Origin of the sequence: Gabonia massiliensis (genome assembly GCF_001403595.1) — a bacterium.
Classification (GTDB): Bacteria; Bacteroidota; Bacteroidia; order Bacteroidales; family Coprobacteraceae; genus Coprobacter; species Coprobacter secundus.
Genome location: NZ_LN877940.1, coordinates 1,468,474 through 1,494,371 on the forward strand (window position 1 = coordinate 1,468,474; position 25,898 = coordinate 1,494,371).

A 25,898-nucleotide genomic window follows, 5' to 3' on the forward strand; every position below is an offset into this window, starting at 1 on the left:
CGGTCTTTTTATGATTTATGGGCTTCGTGCTTTTTATTATAACAACTGCGGCACAGTGGTTGATATTCTCCTTTTTCACCTAATAATACCCGTTTGTCATTGTCGACCAGGCGGTGGGAATAGTTGGCCAGATGTCCGCATTCTACACAAATGGCATGTACCTTGGTTACCTCATCGGCAATGGAAAGCAGCTTTGGCATAGGTCCGAACGGTTCTTTTTTAAAGTCCATATCTAATCCTGCTACGATAACTCGTGTACCCTGGTCGGCTAATTGGTTACAAATATCTATTATGCCGTCGTCGAAAAATTGAGCTTCGTCTATACCTACGACATCTACTCCGCTTGATAATAGAAGAATGCTACCGGAGCTGTCTACCGGAGTGGAAGCTATGGAATTACTATCATGGGAGACAATGTCTTCTTCTGAGTATCTTACATCGATAGCGGGTTTGAAAATTTCTACCTGTTGACGAGCTATTTTGGCTCGTTTCAACCGACGGATGAGCTCTTCGGTTTTTCCCGAAAACATAGAGCCGCAAATGACTTCGATACGTCCTCTGCGGTGAGTTTCATAATTTTCTTCAGAAAATATCATGTGTAAAGGATTCGAATATCGTTAATATGTACAAATGTACGCAGATTTTTTATTTATAGTTTCATTGGCTGCTATAAAAATTTGAAAGGGTTTGTTTTGATATTGTTTTTGGTTTTTATGAGGGTGATAACAGGCTGTTTGACGAATGAAAGTGGGAAAATATTCTTGGAAGAAAACATAACTGGGTTATTTTTAGAAACAATAATCTTTCTTCTCGGGAAGTGTGTTGGGATAAGATGCACGGTTTGGGATGAGATGATTTTGCTACTGTTTGGTGAGGTGTTGTTTTTGATTTTAGGTGGCTATGTACAGGCGTCACACACCCCTGGTCCCTCTCGAGAGGGGAGGTTTTGGATGGTGCTTTCTTTTTGGTAATGGGCTGTTTGAGTGGGGAAGTTTCCCCTCTTGAGAGGGGATTTAAGGAGAAAACGATAAATAATACCAAAACAAAAAATGTCTGTGCAAATTTTGAGCGGACTCTAAGAAAACGTTATATATTTGTATTTATGATTGAGAGCCAGTCTGAATTTTCCAGTGAGAAGATTAATATATCCGGATTTTATCGTTTTTTCAGTCTGTTTTCTTGTTCCTCTATACGTTACGTAGTTCTTATCGGAACAAAAAATATCTCGGAAAAGGGCTTGTAAAAAAAATGACTATGTGGAATTTAGACAGGATATAAGATATTGAATATATTTATGTTACGAAAAGTTTGGGGTAAATCGATTGGTATAGTATTGTTGTGTTATATGAGCATGACAAAGTTTGCATTGTATGCAAACGAAGGAATCTTGCATTTTATAAAGTCTCCTGAGTTGTCGGTTGCTTCGGTAGGTTATTGCTTGCTGGATGCAACGACCGGAAGAATGATACATTCTTATGATGAGGAAAGGGCTTTGTTACCTGCTTCTGTGTTGAAGGTAGTGACGACTGCTACGGCTCTTGATTTGCTTGGACCAGATTACCGTTTTGCTACAAAGGTCGGATATACAGGGACAGTAGATAAAGACGGAATATTGCAGGGGAATCTTATTATCCGAGGAGGTGGTGACCCTATGTTGGGGTCGGAATTCAGCCGGTATCCGCAAGACCATTTTTTGAATAAATTGTTTGTTGCTGTTCAAGCTGCCGGTATTAAAGGAATCAAAGGACGTGTTGTGTGTGACGATTCGTTGTTTGATACAGAAGGTGTATCTCATAAATGGTTGTGGGAGGATATGGGTAATTATTTTGCGGCAGGAAGTTATGGGTTGAATTATTCTGATAATATGTACAGGCTCATACTCCGGTCGGGCACTGTGGGTACTGCTCCGCAAATTTTGGGGACGAAACCGGAGATTCCCGATCTTATGTTTTCCAATTATTTGCGGGCGGCAGCTAATGCTATCGATAGTGTTTATATCTATGGTGCTCCGTTTTCCGGTCAGAGGTATTTGTATGGGACGTTACCGGCTAACCGCTCTACTTTTACAGTAAAGGGAGATATTCCAGACCCGGCATTGTATTTGGGACAAGTGGTTTCGGGGATGTTTGTATCGAAAGGTATAAAAGTGCAAGGTAAACCGATTACGGTAAGACTGTTGCGGGAACGAGGGGAGACGTTTTCGTATTTTGGCATGCATCAGTTATTGAGTTTTTCGTCCGATAAGCTTATAGATATTATTACCGTCACCAATAAGCGTAGTAACAATCTGTTTGCAGAGACATTATTGAAACAGATAGCCCTTACTCGTTATCCGATAGCGTCGGCATCGCGCGGAATAGAGGTTGTATCCGGGTATTGGAGAGAGAAGGGTATAGATGTTTCGTCTCTTATGCTTGCAGATGGCAGCGGTCTGTCCCCTGTAAATCGTATTTCGGCGGGTGCGGTAGCCCGCATATTGTTTTCTATCAAGAATGGGAAGAATGGAGATTCTTTTCTTCGTACTTTGCCTAAAGCGGGAGAGGAAGGTACGGTAAGAAATTTATTGAAAGGAAGCCGACTCAATGGTAGTTTGTATCTGAAAAGTGGCAGTATTATGGGGGTACAGTGTTTTGCCGGATATTATATAGGGCAGAAGCCATATATTATAGTACTTATGGTAAATAATTTTACCGGTCCTCGAAGTATATTGAGGAGGGATATTGAGCGATTGTTCCTTTCTGAATTGTCCGGAAGATGATATAGATTAGTTTACCGGTATGAAAAAATAAGCCGATGGATTGTTAAAACCGCTTTTTTATATTATGTTTGTGTAACAAAAAGAATAAGATATGTCCCGGGATATCCGAATACAACCGATTTTGGACGATCTGGCCGAATTGAAAGAGTTATTATTGGTGATCGACCAGACTCCCTCAACCCCTGAAATTTTATATAAACTGGCAGGAGAAAAGGCTCAGGCTTTGACGGATGCTATATTTTTATTGCATCACGACGTCAAGCAAAAAGTGTCTGAGCAGAAAGACAATGGTGTGAAAGANATACCGGACTTGGGTTATCCAGAAGGACCTGTTATCGATGATGAAGAAGTGCCATTTGTGGTAGAATGTACGCCCTCTGTTGATGAAGAGCAAGAGGAAGAGGTGGTGGAGGAAATTTCAGATGATACTGAAAGGACTTTGAATGAGGAACAAAACGGACAGAATATTGTTTCTAAAAATATAGCAGAACGGGAAAGTGTATGTCAGATACAGGAGCCGGAGAGTGTTGCAGTACCGAAGTTTACAGAATCTGGAGACATTGGGAAAGACGTTAATGCTGTCGACGCCGTAGTTGATAAAACAGTTTTTCCGAAAAATGTTGATGCGGAAATTTCGGTAGATGAGGCTTTACAGAGAAAAAGAGCCAAGGACATACGTAAGGCAATGACGTTGAATGACCGTTTTCGGTTTCGTCGGGAACTGTTTTTGAATAGCGATGAGGTGATGAATTCTGCTATAGATGCACTTGGGGAGATAGGTACATTTGCCGATGCTGAAACTTTTTTGCAGGGCCAGTTTGGATGGGATCCTGAAAATGCAACGGTTATCGACTTCATGTCACTGGTAGAGAAACGTTATTTATAGAAGAAACATTATGGCAAAGTTATATATAGTACCCACTCCGGTAGGGAATCTTGAGGATATGACGATGAGAGCTATACGTATATTGCAGGAAGTCGATTGCGTCTTAGCCGAAGATACCCGAACCAGTGGTATATTGATGAAGCATTTCGATATTAAAACTCGTATGCAGTCACATCATAAGTTTAATGAACATAAGACTGTGGAAGGTGTGGTGGAGCGTATCAAAGGAGGTGAAAACATAGCCCTTATCTCGGATGCAGGTACGCCGGCTATTTCGGACCCGGGTTTTTTGCTGGTGCGTGAGTGTCGCAGAGCCGGGGTAGAAGTAGAATGTCTGCCGGGGGCTACAGCTTTTGTTCCGGCATTGGTAGCATCGGGATTGCCTAATGACAGATTTTGTTTTGAAGGTTTTCTCCCACAGAAGAAGGGGCGGGCTACGCGGTTGGCCGAGTTGGCGGAAGAAAAGAGGACCATGATATTTTACGAGTCTCCTTTTCGTCTGGTAAAAACTCTCCTTCAGTTAGTTGAAGTTTTCGGGGGTGACCGGGAAGCTTCGGTCAGTCGTGAGATATCAAAGGTACATGAGGAGACGGTAAGAGATACTTTGTCGGAGCTTGCGGCTCACTTTACTATACACGAACCTAAAGGAGAGATTGTTATTGTAGTGGCTGGGGTTCCAGGCAAGGAAAAAAATAAAGAAAAAGACAACCCAAATAAGTTCTCTGAATTTTAAACACGAAAGATTATGAAAAAGATTCTTTTATCAGTTGCCGTGATGGCGTCGATGATGTTCACGGCTTGTAATTCCAAGTCGGGCGATGTGGAAAAACTCCGGCAAGAGAATGATTCTTTGGTACAGCTTAATGCTCAGACCAAAGCTGATTTTGATGAGATGTTGCAGTTGATGAATGATGTGGAAGATGGTTTTAGGCAAATTAAAGAGGCTGAAAATTATCTGGTCGTGCAGAGTTCGGCAACCGGCGAGGTAGATATGACTACTCGGGAGCGTTTGAAATCTGATATGCAACTGGTGGCCCAGACATTGAAAGATAATAAGGAAAAGCTGGCAAAATTGCAAAGCCAGTTGAAGAATAGTAAGTATCAGTCGTCCCAGTTCCAGAAAACAGTGGAACGATTGAATGCTGAGATCGAGAGCAAAACAGCCATGATTGTTTCCTTGCAGGAAGAGTTGGCAAAACGTGATGTGCGTATACAAGAGCTTGATAACGCCGTGTCGGAGTTGGCCGGTCAGGTAAATACTCTTTCTGAGGAGACTGAGAAACAGAAAAGCACTATTTCGTCTCAGGAAAAAGAGATAAATACGGTTTATTATGTATTCGGTACGACAAAGGAACTGAAGGAACAAAAAATCATTTCAGGTGGTGGATTATTTAAAGCCAGCGAAGTGATGAAGGGAGACTTCAATAAGAATTATTTCACAAAAGAAGATTTACGTACGTTCAAACAGGTTTCTTTGGAAAGTAAAAAAGCAAAATTGCTTACTACACATCCCGAAGGTTCGTATACTTTTGAGAAAAATGACAAAGATTTGTTGACTTTGGTAATCACTAACCCTACGGAATTTTGGAGTTTGTCTAAATATCTTGTTATAAAAGTAGACTGATTTGTGTCTGTGAAATCATATTTTGTAAAAAGAATTAAATAAATCGAAACAGAGCGTAGCGAATGGATGAAAGGGCATTTGTTACGCTCTGTTTGTTTAATAGGGCAGGAGTGAAAAATGTTGCGTCGATAATTATTGCTGTATGTCTGTTATAACCGGTGACCGTTAAATTGAAAATATTATGATTGCACTGAACGAAGAATTCGGTATTGAAAAACTGAGGGGTGTGTGTGATAATGCAACCTCCAGAATATATGGTTTCATCATGTATACCAGAAAGCATTCTTACATAGTAAAAGTCTTGCGTGATAATGATTTCTGGAATGAATTGGATGAGATATCCGGAGCAAATTGGCCTATTTTTTCAATTAAGCCTTTAGATGATGGATATTATACACGTCCGAGGTGTTCAGAGGAAATGTGCCAAATGATGGTACCTATATGGAAAGAGCCGAATAGTAACCGGAAATTTCTGGATTTCTTTTCTCTTGAAGAGTCTTCCGATTTGCCGTGTTTTATCATTTTCATATGGAAAGATAATGATGAAATAGAACAAATAATCTGGAGATTGAAAAATACGAATACCCAAGAGGCTTTTGACTCTATAAGGAGAGTGGTAAAAATAATATCTTCTACAGAGGAGTTGATTTTACCGGAATATAAACGTAGTGAGAATGTATTTCGTAATGTTAAGGAGAATATTGAAGCTGTTGTTTTTAAACAGAGATTGATACATGGCGCCAGAAGGCTGGTCAGTATTAAGGATTTTCTTAATGGTTTGAAAGTGTGATATTATGAAAAAATGTAAGATTACAGTTATGAGAATCGCTTGTTACCGGGATTTGATAGCGAAGTATGAGAATCCTATCGAGCATGCTTGTGATATGGAAGAGGGACAAGTATTTATTGCCAACGGTTGGAAAAAGCCTGAAGGGATGTGCGATAGTGCCTGGGAAAGTATGTCACCGTTTGTTATGACTTTAACTCATGGAGGAGGTAATTTTTATAGTGGATGGATGAAAAATGAAAAGTCGGCAATGATTTCATGTAATGATGGTTTTCGTCCGGTTAGTTTCTTGTTAGAGACGTTGGAAGAAGATGCAGATTGAGATAGTGGCTTTTATAAATTGAATGGTTGATTTTAGAAACTACTGTGTAGTTTTTATAAGGCTGCATCGTGTATGTTACGATACAGCCTTTTTGTTTATTTTAGTTTGTCCGGTTTCCTATATCGGTTATCTTATGCTTTTTATTTAACCTGATTAATATGGGGAATGATAATATGTTCTTTGTCGACTGTTATGTCGTATATCCCTGTACTGTCGTTTTTACTAAATTTTAGAGGAATAATGCGTGTGCGACGGGGATTAGCCGTAGAGTCATTATTGTGAATGTGATATACATAATAAGGTGTATTGTCGAGTCCCATGAACAAATCTCCATGTCCCGAGCCGTTTTCTCCTACGATGTCACGATGTATGATGGGATTATCGGGGTGTTTAGTCCAAGGGCCGGAGGGAGATGTTGCCGTAGCGTAGCCTACTGCATAGTCAGGGTTTTGATAATGATTGGCCGAATAGAACAGATAATATACGCTGTCGAGCTTAATGACAGTAGGCCCTTCCATAATGGGAGGCCAAATGTTATTGTCGGTTTTTTCCCAGGCATCGGTCATTTCAAAACATTTTGTCAAAGTGTTTTTATAAATAGAATCATTGTCGAAGTCATATTCTGCTGACCAGAGATAATTTCCGTTGTCGAATCGTACGTGATATAAGTAATATTTACCGTCTTCATCTTTGAAAAGGAACGGGTCTATATTTTTCTCACTACCGTCGATAGGTCGGATGATATTTTGGCGATAAGGTCCTGTAAGAGAATCTGCTTTTGCTGCAACAACTTGTTCGTTTGCTGTATAGAAAAAATGGTAAATTCCATTTTCTTTGTAAATCTGGGGAGCCCAGAATCCTTTATCTCCGAATGTTTGTTCCCCTGATTTGAGTATGAAGTATGTAGAGTCTTCATTGTAATAATGCCAGTTTTCCAAATTGTCTGATTCGAGGATTTGAAAACCTCCTCCTCCATTTTCTCGAGTTCCAGTGAGGTAATATTTGCCGTTTTCGACAAATATGGTGGGGTCTGCAAATAAAATTTCACTTTCGGATACCGGTTTTTCAGATGTGCATGCACACAGCACAGCAGTAATAATCGCCAGGGAGGCAATAGTTGTTTTTGATAAGAATTTGTTGTTCATATATGTTATTTTTAAAATAAAGCTTGTTTAAATTTTCTGATAAAAGTAATTCTGTCAGGCTTTCTTTCGGCCTGTTTTCCCGTTTTCATTGGTTAGATAGCTTGCTATTATCCTCATGCAAATAAAAAAATCCATGAAGAAATTTTCAAGGCTAACTCGAGTAAAATTTAAATAGGCTCTTAATCATTATTTTTCAGATGATGTTTTGATAACTTGTTATTTTTCCCCGATATGGTAATATAAAATACCCTGATATGTAGAGTAGTAGTTACTGTTACAGAATCCTACTTTCGAAGCCGGTAAAGGAATATCCAGCGTATCCAGCTCCCGACCATCAACAAATATATATAATTTCTCGTTATCTCTGACTGTCCGGAAATTGTATGATTCTTTTAGTTTTTCATTGACTCTTATTTTGTATATATGTCGTTGCAAGTCTGTTGCTGTGCTGTTGATAAATCGTACTCCTTCGGCTTTAACCGGGGCAAAAGTGAGTCGATTATACATCGGGTTATCGTCTATTTCGGCATTGCTTTTGTCGATAGGATACCATTTACCATTGGCCAGATATTCGACAGAAAATTTGTCGAACATGTTAGCGGTGAAGTCTGATTTATTGTCGATATCGTGCCTATTCAAATATAGTGCATCAATTACTGTAGGAGTCGTGAAACGATAGTTTTTTTCGTATGTATCGGTATATTTGACATCGGGGTAGGCTGTACGCAGATTTTCCAGAGAGTATTCTTTTTGGAGTTTTATTTTTCCTTTGTTTACTACTGTTACTTCGAGATTGCCTGATGTTCCGTTAAATATAGCTTTTACGTAATTATCCTTATCGGTATATGCCGGATAGCATCCTGTGAATTTGCTTTTGTCCAATCCGTAAATCTGGAAACTTAATTCGTATTTATTAGAAAGATCACCTTTCAGTATCTCTTCATTTTCAGACAATTGAATGGCTTCTTCATCAAATCCGATAGTATATATCGTACCGTCGAACAGGGAGTTACCAGTTATATCGAATGTGCCGGGATATCCGGGTGTTGCTGGAATGATATTGTCAAATGTATTTTTGGTAGGTGCCGGTATCTCGTCTAAGTTTATTTTCAGATTATGTCCATTCCGCTCAATCCTGAAATGATGATAGACATTCCAATTGAAATTGTACGGAAGTTCGAAATTTTCTTTTGTCTCTTTACCATTCAATTTTACGGAAAGATACCATGTGTTGTCAGAGGCATCGAGACCGACCCGAGCATAATTGTTCTCATCTTTCCACCAAGCGATTGCTCCGGCATTACCCGAGGTCTTAATTCCGGTTTCGAATAAATATGTTGCAGAAGGCCGAACTTGAGAAAATACTCCGGAAGCCGGGGCTGTACTGTCGACAGAGAATGTGGGTAATGCCGGTACTGGATGATACCCAGGGGTATTGGGACCGGTAATACCGTCGACATACATGGTCTTGTCGAAAAACTGAACCCGGTCGATGTACTGGTCGCGAGATTTGTCATTTCTGTTTGCCATATAGACAAGCCACCATTCAAATCCGTTGGGCCCTCTAAGGATGTTGGGCTGTCCCGGTGTGAATAGTATATCGTCGGCTGTGTCATTCTTTAGGTCGAAGAGTGATATGTCAAAGTAGTTCGAGCGTTTGGCAGAAGTTTCTATGGCCAGTATATTTTCTCCAGTTTTCAATGCTTTACGTTGTTGGGGAGTAAGATTGACCATACAATAGTCCGACCCTTTTTTGTCATATATTACCGTGCCGTTTAACATAATTTTAGTATCACCGTAATGAGTTATTCTCAGTGCCAAATTTCCCAGATTTTTATCGGCAATGAATTTTTTACGAAGCCATAGTGCAGGAGATTGCCATATTGTACCGCAATGTCTTGCCGTGGAACCGTCTATCTCTTTCGATGCGAATCCTCCTTCCCCTTTTTTCCAACCAGAATCGTCAAAGGTTATATCATACCAATTGTTCGCCGGTTTATTTTCGGAATAAGAAAACAGGGGAGTATAATTTTTACCGGTGTATCGTAGAATATCTACATATTTTTCTTCCAGAGGGGTTTGATTGCTGCCCACTACAGGATAGCTATATTTGTTACCGTTATTGAATCCGAGAGGGGAATTGGCTTGTGCTACTCCTAATTGATAGTTACCCCATGTATGTCCTGTGTGGTTTGCGTTATACATCATGTAATATTGACCTCTGTATTTGATAACCCAAGGGCCTTCGGCAACGCGGTTATCCATTGTTTCCCATGTATCGGGAAGGGAGGCAAACAGGCAGACGGGTTCGCTTGAGAACTCTGCCGGATTTTTCATTTTTCGACCCCAGATAGTATTGCCTTCGGTAAATCGTACCATATACATGTAGAGTTGTCCGTCATCATCTTTGAAGACTTTGGGGTCGATACGGTTGTCGAGCCACGTGGTTTTGTCAGGTTCGGTATACGGACCGAGAGGCTTATCGCTTTCTGCATGTACGATGTGTACGGCATGACGGTCTTTGCCCCAATAATTTACTGACCAGTAAAGATGAAATTTACCATTGAGGTAGAGCATATCGTTTGCATGTATTTGATTGTTTTTGGCTCCTGTACCTTGAGTCCATTCGTTGTCCATTGTTATGGCATGTACAGGTTCACTCCAGTGAATCAGGTCTTGCGATATATAGAAGTCTCCGTTTGTACCTACTCCGCCAATGTAATATTTGCCATTGTATTTCATCACTCCGGCATCGGCAACGCGAGGAATTACGGGGTTTGGTATGTTTTGTGCGTGTGGCGAAACAAAGCCGACACAGGCACAGATAAAAGGTAACAGTATTTTTTTCATATGTATTGTGTGTTTTGATGTAAAGAGCGAATGAATTGCCGGAAGCAGCAGAGACATGTGCACAAATAAGTGTCTATATTGTTTCTTCGTATTGTTTTTATTTTACGGAGAATTTGTATATACAAGTGTGTCTGTATGTTTCATCCGGATTTAAACGGGCAGACGGGAAATTGGGTTGATTAGGACTATCGGGAAATTTCTGGGTTTCGAGTGCCAGTGCTTCACGATAGTCGATGGTTGGACTGTATTTGCCTTTTCCACTGCCATTGAAAAAGTTACCTCCATAAAACTGGAGACCAGGCTGGTCGGTGAAAACTTCGAGGTATCTACCGCTGCTTGGTTCGTATACTGATGCTGCGAGTTCGATATCGTATGCAGACTTTCGGTCAAGTACCCAGTTATGGTCATACCCGTTTGCGTTTTTCAATTGTTCGTTATCTGTATCGACTCGTTTGCCTATTGCCGTTGCTTTGCGGAAGTCGAAAGGGGTACCCTCGACGGCCATAAGTTGCCCTGTCGGAATCAGTACGTTATTTACCGGGGTTATCGAATCGGCATAGATCGTCAGTAGATGGTCATTGATTGAGCCTCTTCCTTCACCTTTCAGATTGAAAAATCCGTGGTGAGATAGGTTGATAACTGTAGGCTTATCTGTTGTAGCATGATATTGTATTATGAATTCATTATCATCTGTAAGTGAATAGTCCATATTTAGTTTGAGAGTTCCGGGATATCCTTCTTCCCCATCGGGAGAGGTATAGGAGAGATATATTTTGTTTGGAGTGACAGAGTCCACGTCCCAAATTACCTGGTCAAGACCTTTCAGTCCGCCGTGAAGACTTTGACCGTTGTTGTTTTGAGGGATGTTATACCGGATACTATCAATGTAAAATTGTCCATTGGCAATGCGGTTGGCATAGCGGCCTACGACACAACCGATAAAGCGTTCACCTTCATAGTCGATATATTCTTTCAGTGTATTGTGTCCGAGAACGATGTCGTCGAAATGCCCGTTTTTGTCGGGGACCCATAGTGAAACGACATGACCGCCGTAATTGGTAACTTGCATTGTCATTCCATTTTTTGACTTAAGGGTGTATAGATTTACATTTTTTCCATTGATCGATGATGTAAAATTATCGGCATCGACCAATTTTATTTCCTGTTGATTGTCTATGCAGGAGAATAAACCTAATGTCATTGTGAGTAAAAAGAAAATACCACTTTTCATGGTCTGTTGAAATTTTTAGATTATATGCGTTACAAAGGAAATCAATATTACGCCTAAATATGGGTAACCATGTTCTGAAAAAGTGTTTTTTTGTCTAATTATAGTCTTTTGAGACGAAAGTATCAGTATTATTTGCTAACAGTAAAACTATATTTTCCCGGTAATAAATTTATTATGGATTTGGTATTGTCGGTTTTATGAGATACGATACCGGCGACTTTGTCCAGAGAACGTTGGTTACATTTTATTTTGTTGCATTTGTCCTGTAGGTGAAGAATTACAGTAGCCGTAGTATTTGTCGGGATTGTAAAATCATATTTTATGTTGCCGTTTTTTTTATTTATTTTCCAGGAACTTGATATTTTGCCGTAGTGGGATTCATAAGAGGCATCGACGTATGTTATGCGTTCTTGCCCTGTCGGGATTGCATTACGTGAATCTATATGCGGGGACAGGGTAATGTGTTTGAATCCCGGATTGTCAATATCGGGGTTGATTCCAGCCATATATCGGAACATCCATTCTAAAACGGCTCCATAGGCATAGTGGTTAAATGAGTTCATAGATATTTGCGGATGGAATCCCGATTCGTATGTATACCCGTTCCACCGTTCCCAAATAGTCGTAGCGCCTTGGTCTACGCTATATAGCCAAGATGGGTTTTTACGTTGTAACAGCAGATTGTAAGCCGTTTCTGATAGTCCGCATTCACTCAGGGTCTGATTGATGATTGCCGTACCAACGAATCCTGTACCGAGACGGTTATCATTCGATTTGATGAGACTGTCGAGATGGACTATTGCTTTATTTGCCGATTGAGTATCGGGGAAGAGGTCCAGTTTCAGAGCGAGTAAATATGTTGTCTGTCCATCTTGTGCCAAGGTACCGTCGGAGTTTATATAACGAGTTTGGAATTCTTTTTTGATATTGGTGTACAAAGTTTTATATTCCAAAGCTTTCTGTTCGTATTTTTTCCCATGATATTTTGCCATGACTTCGGATATTTTTTGCATCAACCGGGCAGAATAAGCGTAGAAGCATACGGCAATACATCGTTTTTTTCCAGGCTCGTTTCCTTCAGGAGCCAGCCAGTCTCCGTGGGTGATGCCTCCACCATTGTATTTATAACCGTCGAATACTTGAGTTGCTCGTTGTTGCATAAATCTTTCCATAGCATCGTAGTTTTCTTCGATAATTCTCAGGTCTCCGTACATCAGATAAGTATTCCATGTAACGACCAGTGCAGCTTCGGCCCAAGCAGCATTGCCTACTTCATTTCCCCATACGCGAGGGGCAAGGTCATAGAATGCACCGTCTTCCCGTTGACCGTCTCTTACGTCCCCCAGCCATTTACAGAAAAAGCCATTGACGTCGGCATTATAGGTAGCAGCACGGCAGAAAGCGAGAATATCTCCGGTCCATCCCAGCCTTTCATCACGTTGCGGACAATCGGTAGGGACGCTTAAGAAGTTTCCACGTTGTCCCCATAAGATATTCCGATACAGTTTGTTTACAGCATCGTTGTTGGTAATAAATCGTTGTTGGTAATAAAGTGAGAACCTTCTTCGTTTACGGTACCGACAACTTCACCTTTGAGTGATTCTATCGATAGGTCATCGGTAACGGACACGTCACAATAGCGAAATCCGAAAAACGTCATGGACGGTCGGAATATTTCTCCTTCCGGCGTTCCCTTCAAAGTGTATTGGAGAGTGGCTTTTGCTGTGCGGAGGATAGTACGATACAGGCTTCCACCGGGGCCATCATTGCCTCTGGAGATACTGCCGTTGTCATTCAGCATTTCTGAAAATCGGAATGTAACGCGGGTACCTCGTTTACCTTTTACTTTAAACTTTATCCATCCTACCATGTTTTGCCCCATGTCGTAAACGGCTGTATCTCCTTTTGTGAGATTTACAGTTTTTTTTGCATCACAGATTTCTACAGTGTCTATTGTACCGAATCCATAGGCATCGGGGGTACTACCGTTATATTTTATACAACTTACCGGAAAACGTTCTAACTCCGGACGTACTTGTACTCTGGGGCCAATGAATGATGTTATCTTTCCGTGAAAGCCGTGATTTATTTCTGTCCTTTTCCAATTTGTATCGTCATAACCGAACGAATTCCAACTGGATTCCAGTCGGGCATCGTAACATTCACCTGCATAGATATCGGCACTTGTTATTGCTCCGTTGTCGTTAGATTTCCATGTGTCGGGATGGGTTGTGATACATTCTATCGTGCCGTCGGTATATTTTATGCGAAGTAATGCGAGAAAACCTAAATCCGGGTTGCCGTATTCACCGTGAGCGATATCTCCGGCCCACCAGCCTGAGGAGACTACGGCTCCAATAGCATTGCCTCCTTTATTTAAGAAGGGGGTAATGTCATAGGTGTTGTAGAATAGAGTTTTCGAATAATTGGTCCAACCGGGTTTGAGTTCATCATAAGTCGTCTTTCCGTTATCTGAAATGTTGCCTACGCGTTTACTATTGATAAACACGTCGTATATTCCTAATGCTGTCGAGTATATACGGGCCGATTCGATTTCTTTTTTTATATTGAATTCGGACCTGAAGAGCAGAACGGCATCTTTACGGAGTTTGTTACCTGCCGGCTTTATCCACTGTGCTCCTGACCATCCGGTATTTAGCAGGCCGGTTTCAAAGTATGAGCCGGTACGGCTTGCTGTCGTTATTTGGTTTCCATGATTGTCCCATACGGCTACTTTCCAATGATAGCGGGTGAAGGGTTGGAGTTGCGGACCGTCATAAGGGATGTGTACGGATAGTCCTGATTCTACTTTGCCTGAATCCCAGATGATATCCGAGTTGTCTTTGCCAGAGGTAACCGTGATCCTATAATGGGATTGCATGATGCGGGGTCTGTTAGATTCTATTCTCCAGCTGAATCTGGGCTTTTTAACGTCGATTCCGATGGGATTGTGCAAGTATTCGACTTGTAATCCTGTCACTGAGGTAAAGCAAGATTCTTTTGCGTATGTGATGACTGCAAATATGGCCAGCATGGCTGTAAACAACAGACTTTTTTTTGATGTAAGGTACATAACGGACAGGTATTCGGGTCATTGTTTATGGTTGTTATTCAGATATTCTGTCGGGCTTACTCCGAATTCTTTTTTGAAAGCTTTTGAAAAGTAATTCGGGTCGGCAAATCCTGTATGATATGCTGTTTCCGATACGTTATATCCTTCTTTCAATAGTGAACAGGCTTTGTTCAGGCGTCTTTTGCGTATGTAGTCACCGGTAGAGATGTTGAGCAGACTTTTCATCTTGATATGTAACAGACTACGGCTGATACTCAGGCTGGAGGTAATGTCAGCTATCGAGAATTCGTCGTTGTCCATATTTTTTTCAATAAGGTCGTTTATTTTATTTATAAATTCTTTATCAAATTTACTTAACGATACTGATTCGATGTTGTCAGAATTCTGATTATCGACCATTTTTTCACGTAAAATTTGCCTGTTTTTGAGGATATTATTGACTTGTAGTTCGAGAATTTGCGGGTCAAAGGGTTTTTGTACGTACGCGTCGGCTCCGCTTTCATAGCCTTCCGCTATATCTTTGGCATCGTTTTTTGCAGTGAGCAGTATGACGGGAATATGGGATGATGAGATGTTGTTTTTAAGTTTTTGGCATAGTGTATTACCGTCCATAACGGGCATCATAATGTCTGAAATAACCAGGTCGATAGGATTATCCGTTACGACGTTTAGGGCATCTTTACCGTTTTCTGCAGTGAATATATTGTATTTTGGAGCAAATATTTCGGAGAGGAAACAAAGCAGTTCCGTATTATCTTCGACAAGGAGAATTGAAAACTGAAGTTCTGTTTTTTCGTTAGGGACATGGGATGTGACATTTGCGTTGACCAGCATCGGAGTCGTGAACTCGTATTGGTTGAGGGATACTTCAGCTTTGTCGGCATTGATTCTGTCTTTGGCATCAAATGCTTTTTCTGAAACGTTCAAATTTACCGTAAAGGTACTACCTTGTCCGATAGAGCTTTCTACAGAAACATTTCCTTTGTGTACTTCGGCCAGTTTTTTTACCAGTGCAAGCCCGAGCCCCCAGCCTTTGTTGTTCTTGTTGTGTCCCCGTTTGGTCTGATAATATTTGTTGAAGATGTTTTCGAGCTCTTCTTTAGCTATCCCTATGCCGGTGTCCCTGACTTCAATATGGAGATATGTACATTTGTCTGCATTGTCTATAATGGATGCATTTACAAAGATTTTGCCTCCGGCAGAGGTAAATTTGAGTGCATTGGAAAGCAGATTGTTCATTATTCGTTCTACATAAGAGGGAGAGAACCAGACAGTTTCACCATTATTTTCACAGTGAGTAAACAGTTGTATTTGTTTTTCTGCAGCGCTTTCCTTAAATGTCCGGGTGATACTTTCTATAAATTCGAGAGGATTGCCTTGTTGTATATAAAATTGGAAATTACCGCTTTCTACTTTATTGAATGTTACCAGCTCATCAATGAGCCCTACCATCTTATCGGTATTTTTGATAGCTACATCCAGTTTCTCTGAGGCTTCGGTTGCTAACGGATAGTGCTGTGATATATATTTTAATGGTGCCATGATAAGAGATAATGGGGTTTTCAATTCGTGTGAAACCGAAGTGAAAAAGTCTAGTTTTATTTTGTTCAGTTCTTCGAGTTTCTCTTTTTCCATGTTTGCAATCCGTACTTCATTTTTTTCTTTCAGCCTGATGGAGAATATATGGTGTGTAAAGTAGATGGCTAAAGCGAAGAGTATGAAGTAGATGATATATGCCGGGTATGACAGATAGAATGGGGGTTGAATGATTAATTTAATTTCTTTGATAGCTTCTTTTTCCCATCCCATATTAGAATTGTTGGCTCTTATCTGCAACGTGTATGTGCCTGATGATAGGTTTGACCCGACGAATTTGCGTTCTTGTCCGACGTTGTGCCAAGTGTCGTCTATCCCCAGTAGTCTTATCTGGTAACTGATAGAGCTTGTATTTCCTAACGAGATGGCTGCGTATTCGATGCTGAACGAACGAGACTGGTCATACGATAGGGTGATACTTTCCATGTTATCGATTTCAGTCGTAAGAGGTGAGTCGGGAGAGTTAGCTGTCAGTATCTGATTATCTATAATCAGTTGTGTAAGGTGCACTTCGAATGTTTTCCGTTCGTTCTTCATATGAGTAGGATCGAATGATATCAATCCGTTGACGCTGCCGAAGTAATATAATCCGTTTTGGGCATGAATGGCTGAGGAAAAATTGAATTGATTGGTCGGGAGACCGTCTTCTTCTGTATATCGGATGATATCGTTTCTGGTTTTGTTGAGCCGATACAGCCCTTGTCCTGTACCTATCCAGAGTTGTTTGGATTGGTCTTCGATAATGCTGCAAATTGTGTTTTTCGATAGAGACAATTCCGGACTCAGAGAGCGTACTTGCATTCCTGTAGGTTCGATGTATTGGAGCCCGTTGTTATTGGTTCCTATCCAGATGTTTTGATTTGAGTCCTGATATAGATAGGTAATGTAATAGTCTTTTAGGGTAGGGGTCGACCATCCAACTATTTCTTTGCTTTTGTTATCGATGCGAAAAAGCCCATTGTTACGTGTTCCGGCCCATACATTGTCGTCAGAGTCTATGTATAAGCAATAGATGAAGTCTATATCCAGTTTGTTGTGGTTTACGGTACAGAATGTATTTTTTTCGACATCGTAATATCGCAATCCTTGCGTGGTGGCAATCCATATAGTTCCGTTGCGTTGTTTTTTGATAGAAAAAATGGCATCGGAAGGCAGTCCTTCCGCATTTTCAGGCAAGTATTGTTGCCATTGTCGGGTGGATAGATTGTATAAAAATAGTCCATTGCGGAATGTTCCTATCCACATGGAATTTTTTTGTTCGTCGTAGAGTATGTCGTGTATATTGTGCCCTAAAATAGGAATGTGGTCGAATACCGTAATATCATTGGTCTCTGTATTGAAAATGTTCAGTCCTCCGTCTTCGGTAGCTATCCACAGAATATTCTTTTGCGGTTCTATGATTTTTCTTACAGCTTTTCCTTTGAGGTTAGTAGAGTTGTATCCTGGTTCTATCCAGTCGAATTGTTCGTTTTTTCGGAGCAATATATTGATACCTCCAAAATATGTTCCTATCCAGATATTACCGTCGCGGTCACAGAGTATTGTATAGATAGCGTTGTCATTTAACTTGTTTTTATCTACGAAATTTTGTTGCAGGATTTCAATATTTTCGTCAGGATGGATTATCGTAACACCTTTTTCTGTTCCGAGCCATATACGGTGCATATCGTCTTCTGTAATGCATCGTACTGTTCCGTCAGAGATTTGTTCCGGATGGTATATTTTTGATTCGCCGGTAGTGAGATTTATATTCATAACCCCTTTTCCGTTGCGTCCAATCCATAATAATCCTTTGGAGTCAAAATATAAGGGTATGATTCCGTCGAATCCGGTGAGAAAATCTGAAAAATAGGACGGATTTATTTGTGTTGTTTTCGTAAAGGAGGAGTCATAATAGAAGATAGAATTGTTTGTAGCGACAAATATTCTGTTTTGTTCGTCGACGGCTAAGGATATGATATATTCAGAGTCTTTACGTTGTACTAAAATGAAGTTGTCACTTTTTTCGTCATAATAATATAGTTGTTTCCCTCCGCAAACAATTTTGCCATCGTGGGTCTCTATGATAGATGATGCTATCGGTTCGTATCGTTTGAAGTCGTCGGTTTCCGGACGATAGAGACATGTCCCGTCGTGGGTACCTATCCATATACGTTTTTTACTGTCTTGAAAGATACATTCTATCGTATTATGTGTCAGTGAGTTTTGGTTATCTTCCTGATTGAAGTATGACACGATGTTATATCCGTCGTACCGGGACAGACCGTTGCGCGTTCCTATCCATAGTCGTCCTTTATCATCTTGGAGGAGCTCTTCAACTTGCTGATACGGCAGTCCGTCTTTGCCGGTGATATGCATGAATCTGAAGTTGGTTTTGGCTGCCGGTGATTGTGGAAAAACCGTCGTAAGGATAATCAATAAGATAAGTGATGACAGATGTTTAGGCATTTGGCGAAAAATTGATTTGTTTGTGAATTGGAATGGAGGGTTCGATTCAATGGAACAATATTTTTTTGTTCACGACACTTCCGTCTTCGAGTTGTATTTTCAGGATTCCTCCCCCAGAGTAGGGAAGGGGAATCCGGTAGACTGAGCCACAGTTTCTTGCCTGGTGCAAAATCATTCCGTTGAAGGAATATAGGGAAACAGTGGTCATGTCGTTGTTTCCGTAAATATTAAGGACTTTATTTTGGATGATAGTTTTTATTTTATTATTGTCTGTCGTGACGGGTGATATACCGGTCGCGTTATCAATCAGTCTGAATTCCATCCAGCTCCATGATTGTTTTGACTGAGTTTCAGGTATTATTTCTTTTTCGACAGTTCCGTCTTTGCGGTTCCGAATTTCCAGATTTACTCTCATTTGGTTTTGTACAGGAGCTGTTTCGTAGCCGAGTAGTTCCCAAGGTATGGCTACTTCCATCTCGTAATATATGGATTTTATGTTTACAGAATATTTTATGCCTTCTGTATTGTCGGTATCATTCCATTTATTGTTTTCCCCGTATTTCATGGTAACACTCCCATTGACGTCGAGGAAAAACTGGAACATCCCTTTTTGCGGATATGTATCGCAGGCATTTTCTAAGTCGAGTGATAGGAAAATACCGTCGTTGTCTACTTTGTCGGTATATATGTCCCGGTCTACTACTCTTGCTGTGAAATAGAGGTATTTGCTGTCGTACAGGAAGTCTGCCGTTGTTTTGTTTTTGGTAACGTTACCCATAAATATCTGTTGGGCATTCTTATATGTCCATGTGTCTCCTGATGCTGCTCCGTCAATTACAGGAGTGCCGAATTTTGCTTCGAAACATTTTTTGGGGTAGCCTTTGATAATTTGTACGGAGTTGTTTTTGTTGGGTTCTCCTATAGAACCGACGGCAACGACAATTCCGGTATCGATTACGGCAACGGAATTCCAAATGGAATGCTTGTCCGCTCCTAAAGCAAAAGGTGTGCTTCGTGCTTTGAAATTTCGGGCGTGTTCGTCACCCACTTCTACAAACATGTCAAAGTATTGCAAATCGGTAACGTTCCTATTTTCATTTCCCTGATATGATGCGATAGTTTCTCCGGAGGGTAGTACCCGCAAATAAGGTGCTGCCGATATGATTCCAACAGCAGGAGTGGTTTCGAAAATCATGTTGCGATTGGAACTTCCGGCATCTACATAGCCGCTCGTCCAGTTATCTTCGAGTGTGGTACGTACCGTAGTAGCGGCAAAATTGCCTCGTCCCGGCCAACCGTTATCTTCGATGATAACAACAATTTCGCTTTTGTCTTTTAAAAGTACCGGTACCGGCATACCGTCACGAGAATTGGCTCGAAAGCTTATTTTTACGGGTTCGCTCCAGGTAAGGCCTTTGTCAAAAGAGCGGCACATGGAAATGCATTGCTCGTTGCTTGACGTGTATTCGTTCTCGTTGGCAAAGTAGCATTGAATTTCTCCTGAGGGCAGTTCCAGAAATGAGGGTTCCCAACATCCGTCGTCGAAATTATGTTTAGCGTCGAATATAAAAATGGGTTCGCTCCAGGTAGCTCCATTATCGGTACTGCGTACTACACGTATTCCGAAGCGGCGTTCTTCGGAATAGGGTGCTTCGGGTCTCGGATTATATCCTACCAGAATTGTTCCGTCAGAAAGTTGAATAAGGTCGGGTACAGCAAGGAACATTTTGCTTGAAGGGCTGACTATTTTGGTTGGAGCACTCCATGTTTTTCCTTTATTTTCACTGAAAGATATGGCAATGCCTCCGCTTTCGGCAGCTGCGAGCAGACGACCATCTTGCAATTCTATCAATCTGGCGTAATTTCCTGTGGGGAAGATTGTTGTCTGGCTACTTGTATCCCAGAATATCCGAGAACCTTTATATGGGTCTACCCGCTTGGCATGAGCCACAGATGTAATAGCGGTGAGGATGATTGCTAAAGTAACTAATCGTATTTTCATAAAGTGGAGAATTGATTTTTTTTGTGATAAATATAAATTAAAAAATAATAAAACTCTTCAAGGAAATAAAATCTTTTTGGATACGGTATTTCCGTTTGCGAGTTTGATTTTAAGAATTCCGTTTCCGGAATAGGATAGAGGAATCTGGTACGAATTACCGTAACTTTGAGTTTGATGTAGCAGAGCTCCATTGGAAGCGTATACAGAGATACCGGAGATATCGGTATTGCTTTTTATATTCAGTGTTCCATGTTCGGTGTATGCTATTATGTTCTGGTTGTCTGAAAGTGGTGTTTGGATACCACTTTCAGTTTTATTCAGTCTGAACTCCATCCAGCTCCAAGATTGCTTAGCCAGTGTTTCGGGTATTATTTCTTTTTCGACAGCTCCGTCTTTACGGTTTCGAATTTCCAGATTTACTCTCATTTGGTTTTGTACAGGAGCTGTTTCGTAACCAAGCAGTTTCCAGGGAATGGCTATTTCCATATCGTAATAAAAAGATTTTGTATTGACGATATAGGTTATATCTTCGGTATTGTCGGCATCATGCCAGTTATTATTATCTCCATATTTCATGGTAACGTTCCCATTGACATCGAGGAAAAACTGGAACATCCCTTTTTGTGGGTATGTATCGCAGGCATTTTCCAAGTCGAGAGACAGGAAAATACCGTCGTTGTCTACTTTGTCGGTGTAGATGTCCCGATCTATTACTCTTGCTGTGAAGTAGAGATATTTGTTGTCATACAAAAAATCGGCTGTTGTTTTGTTTTTGGTAACGTTACCCATAAATACCTGTTGGGCATTTTTGTATGTCCATGTGTCGCCTGAAGCCGACCCATCGAGAACGGGGGTGCCGAAGTCGGCCTCAAAATATGTTTTGGGATATCCTTTTATCATTTTTATGGCATTTCCGGTATTCGGGTCTCCTATGGAGCCAAGGGCAATTACACTGCCGTCTCCTACAACGGCTATTGAGTTCCATAATGAATGTTGGGACAGGGAGAGATTGAAGGGAGCACTTATGGCTTTGAAATTTTTGGCATCTTTGTCCCCGACGGCAACAAACATATCATATTGAGATTCTCCGACTCCTTTGCGGTCGCCATAGTCGCCTTGCCAGGAAGCTATGGTTTCACCCGATTGTAATTTGCGCAGATAGGGAGCTGCAGATTTATATTTTTTGTCATTTGTATTGGCAAATATGATATTTCGGTTTGGGCTGTCGGCTCCTATGACGCTGTTCCAATTGTCTGAAAGCGGACATCGTACTGTCGTTGCTCTGAACCCTGAGTATCCCGGCCAACCGTTGTCTTCAATGATTACTGCAATTTCTCCATTGTCGGTTATGATAGGCACCGGCATACCGTCCCGGGAACCGGGCCGGAAGGATATGCGTACAGGATCGCTCCATGTTTTCCCTTTGTCGAATGAGCGGCACATCGATATGCACTGTTCGTTGCTTAATGTAAAGTCGTTTTCGTTGGCAAAATAGCAGTGTAATTCTCCTGAAGGCAATTCAAGGAATGAAGGTTCCCAGCATCCATTATCAGAAATATATTGGGCATCGAAGATAAAGATAGGTCCTTCCCAGTTTTTTCCGTTGTCATGACTTATCATGGTACGTATACCGAATTTTCGGTTTTCGCTATATGGGGATGATGGCCGAGGATTGAATCCGACAAGTATGGTACCGTCGGTCAATTGTATCAGGTCGGGTACAGCGTATGGTATCAGACTTTGTTGCCTGACAATCAACTCAGGGGAGGTCCAGGTTTTTCCGTAGTTGGAACTGTAACATACCGATATTCCGCCTCCGGACTCGGCTGCGGCCATGATACGACCGTCTTGAAGCTGTATGATACGGGCATAGTTGCCGGAAGGGAATAGGGTCAGTTCACTATCGGTATCCCAAAAAATCCGAGAACCGGAATATGGGTCTTTACTGACGGCATATATATTGTATGCTGCAAGTAAAAACATAATGAGTATTGAGGTTTTGAAATTTATATGTACATTCATTTTTTTGTTCATTGATTATTTTCGTAATATTGTTTGACTTTCAGGGCATCTAAAGGTTTGTCGGTAGTTACAAATTGTACTCCTTCATTAGTCATTTCGGCAATATCTCCGATTGAATTGACAGTCCATACATTTACCGACATTCCCCGGTCTTTTGCTTGTTTTATCCACTGTGGATTGTCTCGGAATTCTTGAATATGATAGTCTAATCCACTGATGCCATAGGTATGGAGTGTTTCCGGGGCAATTCCTCCTGCCAGATACGAGACTTTGGCTGAGGCATCGAGGGAAACGATTTTTTTACAGATATCTAAATCGAAAGCTATGTATTCTACTTTGTTTTGCATTCTGGATTCGGCAACGGCCTCGACTGCAGCTTTTGCTGCGGCCATATTTCGTTCAGCCGTTGAGTGAGTCTTGATTTCAATAATTAGTTTTGTAGGGCTTTCACTCTCTTTGATAAGTGTTAAACAATCGCTCAATTGTGCTATTTTTTCACCGTTACTTAGCGTAAGGTCTTTTACTTGTTCGTATGTCGAATTTTGAATAGTTACTCCATTCAAAGTTGCATCGTGGTTGAGAACGAGATGTCCGTCGGTAGTAAGCCAGATGTCGAGTTCCGACCCATAAAGATTGAGTTCTTGGGCTTTTCGTATTGCTGTCAGAGAATTTTGAGCAGACCCTTCTGTATCCCAATATCCTCTGTGGGCTATGATTTGAGCCGGTTGGGGCATTTTTGTTACGATTTGGAGTTTTGTCAGTCCGAGGTCTTGTCTGTTTTCACCTCGTAAAAGCATCATACGGTATTGCCCGGATTGGAATCCTTCCGGGATAGTGATATATATACCGTTTTCTCCGTTGAGTGTACAGTTTAGGGTCTGTATATTCGATGCATCGGTTACGGAAGTGAAAATGACTTTATCGTCTTCGGTAAATCCGGTACCGGAGATATTATAAGTAGCTCCAATTTTGACGGCGATACCTGAGATGAAGTCAATGTCACTTACCATATCGACTACGGCATTTTCCTGTAGCTTCTTCACTTCGTCCCATAGCACGGCAACATCGTGAGGGGTAAGCGGGTTGTCATAGACACGAGCTAATACCACATCCCCGCTCCATCCCAACTGGGCCGTAGGCCCGGCATCGCAACCGATGGCGAACCAGTTTGAATTATCTTTTGGGAATTTGAATTCCCCGACAGCTTCTATCGTATTTTTCAGTTCACCGTTTATATATATCCTGGCTTTTCCTTCTTCTTTATTCCAAGTTCCAATGATGTGGTAGTATATCTGAGGTTGAGGTGCTATACCGCTTGTGACAAATTTCCAGTCTCCCCCGACGTGAGGCAAGAATGAGAGTTCGTTTTTCCCGTTTAAACCTCTGAATGCTTTACAAACCATCAATCCGGTACCTCCGGTTTCGTGTGAACTGAAGAATTTAGCTTCTCCATTGGAGATAGGCGGTTCGAAGTCAGCCATAACGACAGCTTCTAAAGTATGACCATCTTTCAAAGCTTCTTTGAAAGCATCATTATTGGCATAATCAATGCGGTAGAATCCTGAAGTAGCACCGGCCCACGTATTCCCGAATTTAGCGACAAATCGTTTGTAAGTATTGCTATAATATGTAGATAACGCTCCACTGTTGTTTGTTGTAATGACATTTTTCATAGGGGAAATATCTTCGGCGGTACCATCGGTTTTGAATACGACATCGAGTATATCTGCTACCGGTTTTTTCTGTAGCTTTTCAATATCGTTCCATAGTAGTTTTACTTCAGTATCCTTCAGAGGTTTGTCATATATACGGGCGATTACCACGTCTCCACTCCATCCTAATTGGGCAGTAGGTCCTGCATCACAGCCGATGGCAAACCAGTCGGAACCGTTTACTGGGAATATAAAATTACCTTCAGTATCAACTGTATTTTTTAATTCTCCGTTTATGTATATATAGACTTTTGCCTCTTCTTTATTCCATACGCCTATTATGTGATAATATTCTCGCGGTTGGGGTACTATACCACTGGTTCCCCAACGCCATGTACTGTTTCCTGATGAGACATTAGGAAGAAATGTGAGTTCATTTGTCTCATTCATGCCGTTGTTTGTTTTACACACCATAAGACCCGTACCTCCACGTTCGTGAGATGCAAAAAATTTAGCTTCTCCGTTTGCGATAGGTGATTCATAGTTTGCCATGACGACAGCTTCTAAGGTATGTCCGTCGGCAAGAGCATCCTTGAATGCCTGGTTATTGGCATAGTTTATTTTGTAATATGAAGATGTTTTACCGGCCCAGGTATTATCAAATGTAGATACATATCTATTGTATATATCATTGTAATATGTTTTTGTACCTACAGCCTCAATGTTATTTTTCATGGGGGAGATATCTGTGGCCGAGCCGTCTTCATTGAAAACGACATCCAAGACATCGGCTATAGGTTTTTCGATAAGAGTAATACTGTCGATTTGGGTAAGAGCTTCGCTGTACAGGGTCTTACCGGATGTGTCGTATATAGAAATTTTAGTTTTATTGTCTTCTATTTTTACTTGGTCTATGTTTTCTGTAGAACCTTGGAAAATTATGGATCCATTTTTGTAAATGAATAAATCGTTTTGTGCGATTAACCAGAAACCACAGAAAATCAGGCAGCTTACCAATGATAATTTTATCAGAATGTTATTTTTTATGTTCATAGTTTTATTTCTTGATGATTTTATGAAATTCTTGATTTTCTCCTATTCTTGTTTTTACTATATACATTCCGGCAGGGTAAGAAGCGAGAGAATGTGAGAACGTGCTGGATACAGGTATAGAACTAAGTATTTTGTTTCCGTTTACAGAGAATATTTCGACATTGTCTATGGTATTATCTGTTTTTATAGAAAGGATGTCGTTGGTGTCAATATAGACAATGGTATTTGATTTTGATGGCATTTCTACGGAGGAGATTACTTTTTCTATAAAGGTGAAAAAGTTGAAGTCAGAGAGAGGAATTTCAGAGGTTTTATCATTGCTTTCGGTTATATTCATAGTATTTTCCGTAAATGTAATTTTACGTACGTTTGTGAATGTGTTAATAGGTTTGTTGGATTTCTCGTTGTAGATATACACATTTTTTCCTTCAGTAGATATAAGACAGGAA

At 40.8% G+C, this 25,898-nt stretch carries 16 protein-coding genes; 5 read left to right on the forward strand and 11 right to left on the reverse strand.

Annotation, left to right across the window (positions count from 1 at the left end; all coding sequences use genetic code 11):
• Positions 1–8 precede the first annotated feature (8 nt).
• The gene (locus BN2628_RS15590; protein WP_021929326.1) at positions 9–596 is read right to left on the reverse strand and encodes a thymidine kinase; all 588 of its coding nucleotides are present in this window, start codon (positions 594–596) and stop codon (positions 9–11) included.
• A gap of 698 nt (positions 597–1,294) precedes the next feature.
• On the opposite strand from BN2628_RS15590, the gene dacB reads away from it, so the two are divergent.
• The 5 genes from dacB (at position 1,295) to BN2628_RS15630 (ending at position 6,377) form a co-directional block, all read left to right on the forward strand.
• Entirely contained in the window at positions 1,295–2,758 is a 1,464-nt protein-coding gene (dacB, locus tag BN2628_RS15605) for a D-alanyl-D-alanine carboxypeptidase/D-alanyl-D-alanine endopeptidase (RefSeq protein WP_055099773.1), read from the forward strand.
• Positions 2,759–3,654: 896 nt separating this feature from the next.
• Positions 3,655–4,377: a 16S rRNA (cytidine(1402)-2'-O)-methyltransferase gene (gene rsmI / locus BN2628_RS15615; RefSeq protein ID WP_021929323.1), complete on the forward strand. Its 723-nt coding sequence runs from the start codon at positions 3,655–3,657 to the stop codon at positions 4,375–4,377.
• A 12-nt stretch (positions 4,378–4,389) separates the two neighbouring features.
• Positions 4,390–5,268, forward strand: a complete 879-nt coding sequence (locus tag BN2628_RS15620) for a Cbp1 family collagen-binding glycoprotein adhesin (RefSeq protein ID WP_021929322.1) — start codon at positions 4,390–4,392, stop codon at positions 5,266–5,268.
• A gap of 181 nt (positions 5,269–5,449) precedes the next feature.
• Positions 5,450–6,058 carry a hypothetical protein gene (locus tag BN2628_RS15625; RefSeq protein WP_055099785.1) on the forward strand — a complete coding sequence of 203 codons (609 nt, stop codon included), beginning with the start codon at positions 5,450–5,452 and terminating at the stop codon, positions 6,056–6,058.
• A 4-nt stretch (positions 6,059–6,062) separates the two neighbouring features.
• Positions 6,063–6,377: a TIGR04076 family protein gene (locus BN2628_RS15630; RefSeq protein ID WP_044230452.1), complete on the forward strand. Its 315-nt coding sequence runs from the start codon at positions 6,063–6,065 to the stop codon at positions 6,375–6,377.
• Positions 6,378–6,517: 140 nt separating this feature from the next.
• Here the strand turns inward: BN2628_RS15630 and BN2628_RS15635 are convergent, their stop codons facing one another.
• The 10 genes from BN2628_RS15635 to BN2628_RS15680 form a co-directional block, all read right to left on the reverse strand.
• Complete coding sequence (locus tag BN2628_RS15635; RefSeq protein WP_044230453.1) at positions 6,518–7,522, reverse strand: glycoside hydrolase family 43 protein; 1,005 nt, start codon at positions 7,520–7,522, stop codon at positions 6,518–6,520.
• A gap of 216 nt (positions 7,523–7,738) precedes the next feature.
• Complete coding sequence (locus BN2628_RS15640) at positions 7,739–10,372, reverse strand: family 43 glycosylhydrolase (protein ID WP_044230499.1); 2,634 nt, start codon at positions 10,370–10,372, stop codon at positions 7,739–7,741.
• A 97-nt stretch (positions 10,373–10,469) separates the two neighbouring features.
• A complete protein-coding gene (locus BN2628_RS15645) occupies positions 10,470–11,603 on the reverse strand; it encodes an aldose epimerase family protein (RefSeq protein ID WP_044230454.1) in 1,134 nt (377 codons plus the stop codon).
• A gap of 128 nt (positions 11,604–11,731) precedes the next feature.
• Positions 11,732–13,135, reverse strand: a complete 1,404-nt coding sequence (locus BN2628_RS17295; protein WP_087880353.1) for an alpha-L-rhamnosidase-related protein — start codon at positions 13,133–13,135, stop codon at positions 11,732–11,734.
• Complete coding sequence (locus BN2628_RS17300; protein WP_087880354.1) at positions 13,114–14,676, reverse strand: family 78 glycoside hydrolase catalytic domain; 1,563 nt, start codon at positions 14,674–14,676, stop codon at positions 13,114–13,116. Before BN2628_RS17300 ends, BN2628_RS17295 begins: the two co-directional genes overlap by 22 nt.
• 18 nt (positions 14,677–14,694) lie before the next feature.
• Complete coding sequence (locus tag BN2628_RS15660) at positions 14,695–18,720, reverse strand: hybrid sensor histidine kinase/response regulator transcription factor (RefSeq protein WP_055099797.1); 4,026 nt, start codon at positions 18,718–18,720, stop codon at positions 14,695–14,697.
• 46 nt (positions 18,721–18,766) lie between these two features.
• Positions 18,767–20,722, reverse strand: coding sequence for an exo-alpha-sialidase (locus tag BN2628_RS15665; RefSeq protein ID WP_044230457.1), 1,956 nt, complete (start codon positions 20,720–20,722; stop codon positions 18,767–18,769).
• A 57-nt stretch (positions 20,723–20,779) separates the two neighbouring features.
• Positions 20,780–22,744, reverse strand: a complete 1,965-nt coding sequence (locus tag BN2628_RS15670; RefSeq protein WP_044230500.1) for an exo-alpha-sialidase — start codon at positions 22,742–22,744, stop codon at positions 20,780–20,782.
• Positions 22,745–22,752: 8 nt separating this feature from the next.
• A complete protein-coding gene (locus BN2628_RS17080) occupies positions 22,753–25,449 on the reverse strand; it encodes a LamG-like jellyroll fold domain-containing protein (RefSeq protein WP_082430190.1) in 2,697 nt (898 codons plus the stop codon).
• 4 nt (positions 25,450–25,453) lie between these two features.
• Entirely contained in the window at positions 25,454–25,786 is a 333-nt protein-coding gene (locus tag BN2628_RS15680; RefSeq protein WP_154668486.1) for a T9SS type A sorting domain-containing protein, read from the reverse strand.
• Positions 25,787–25,898 lie beyond the last annotated feature (112 nt).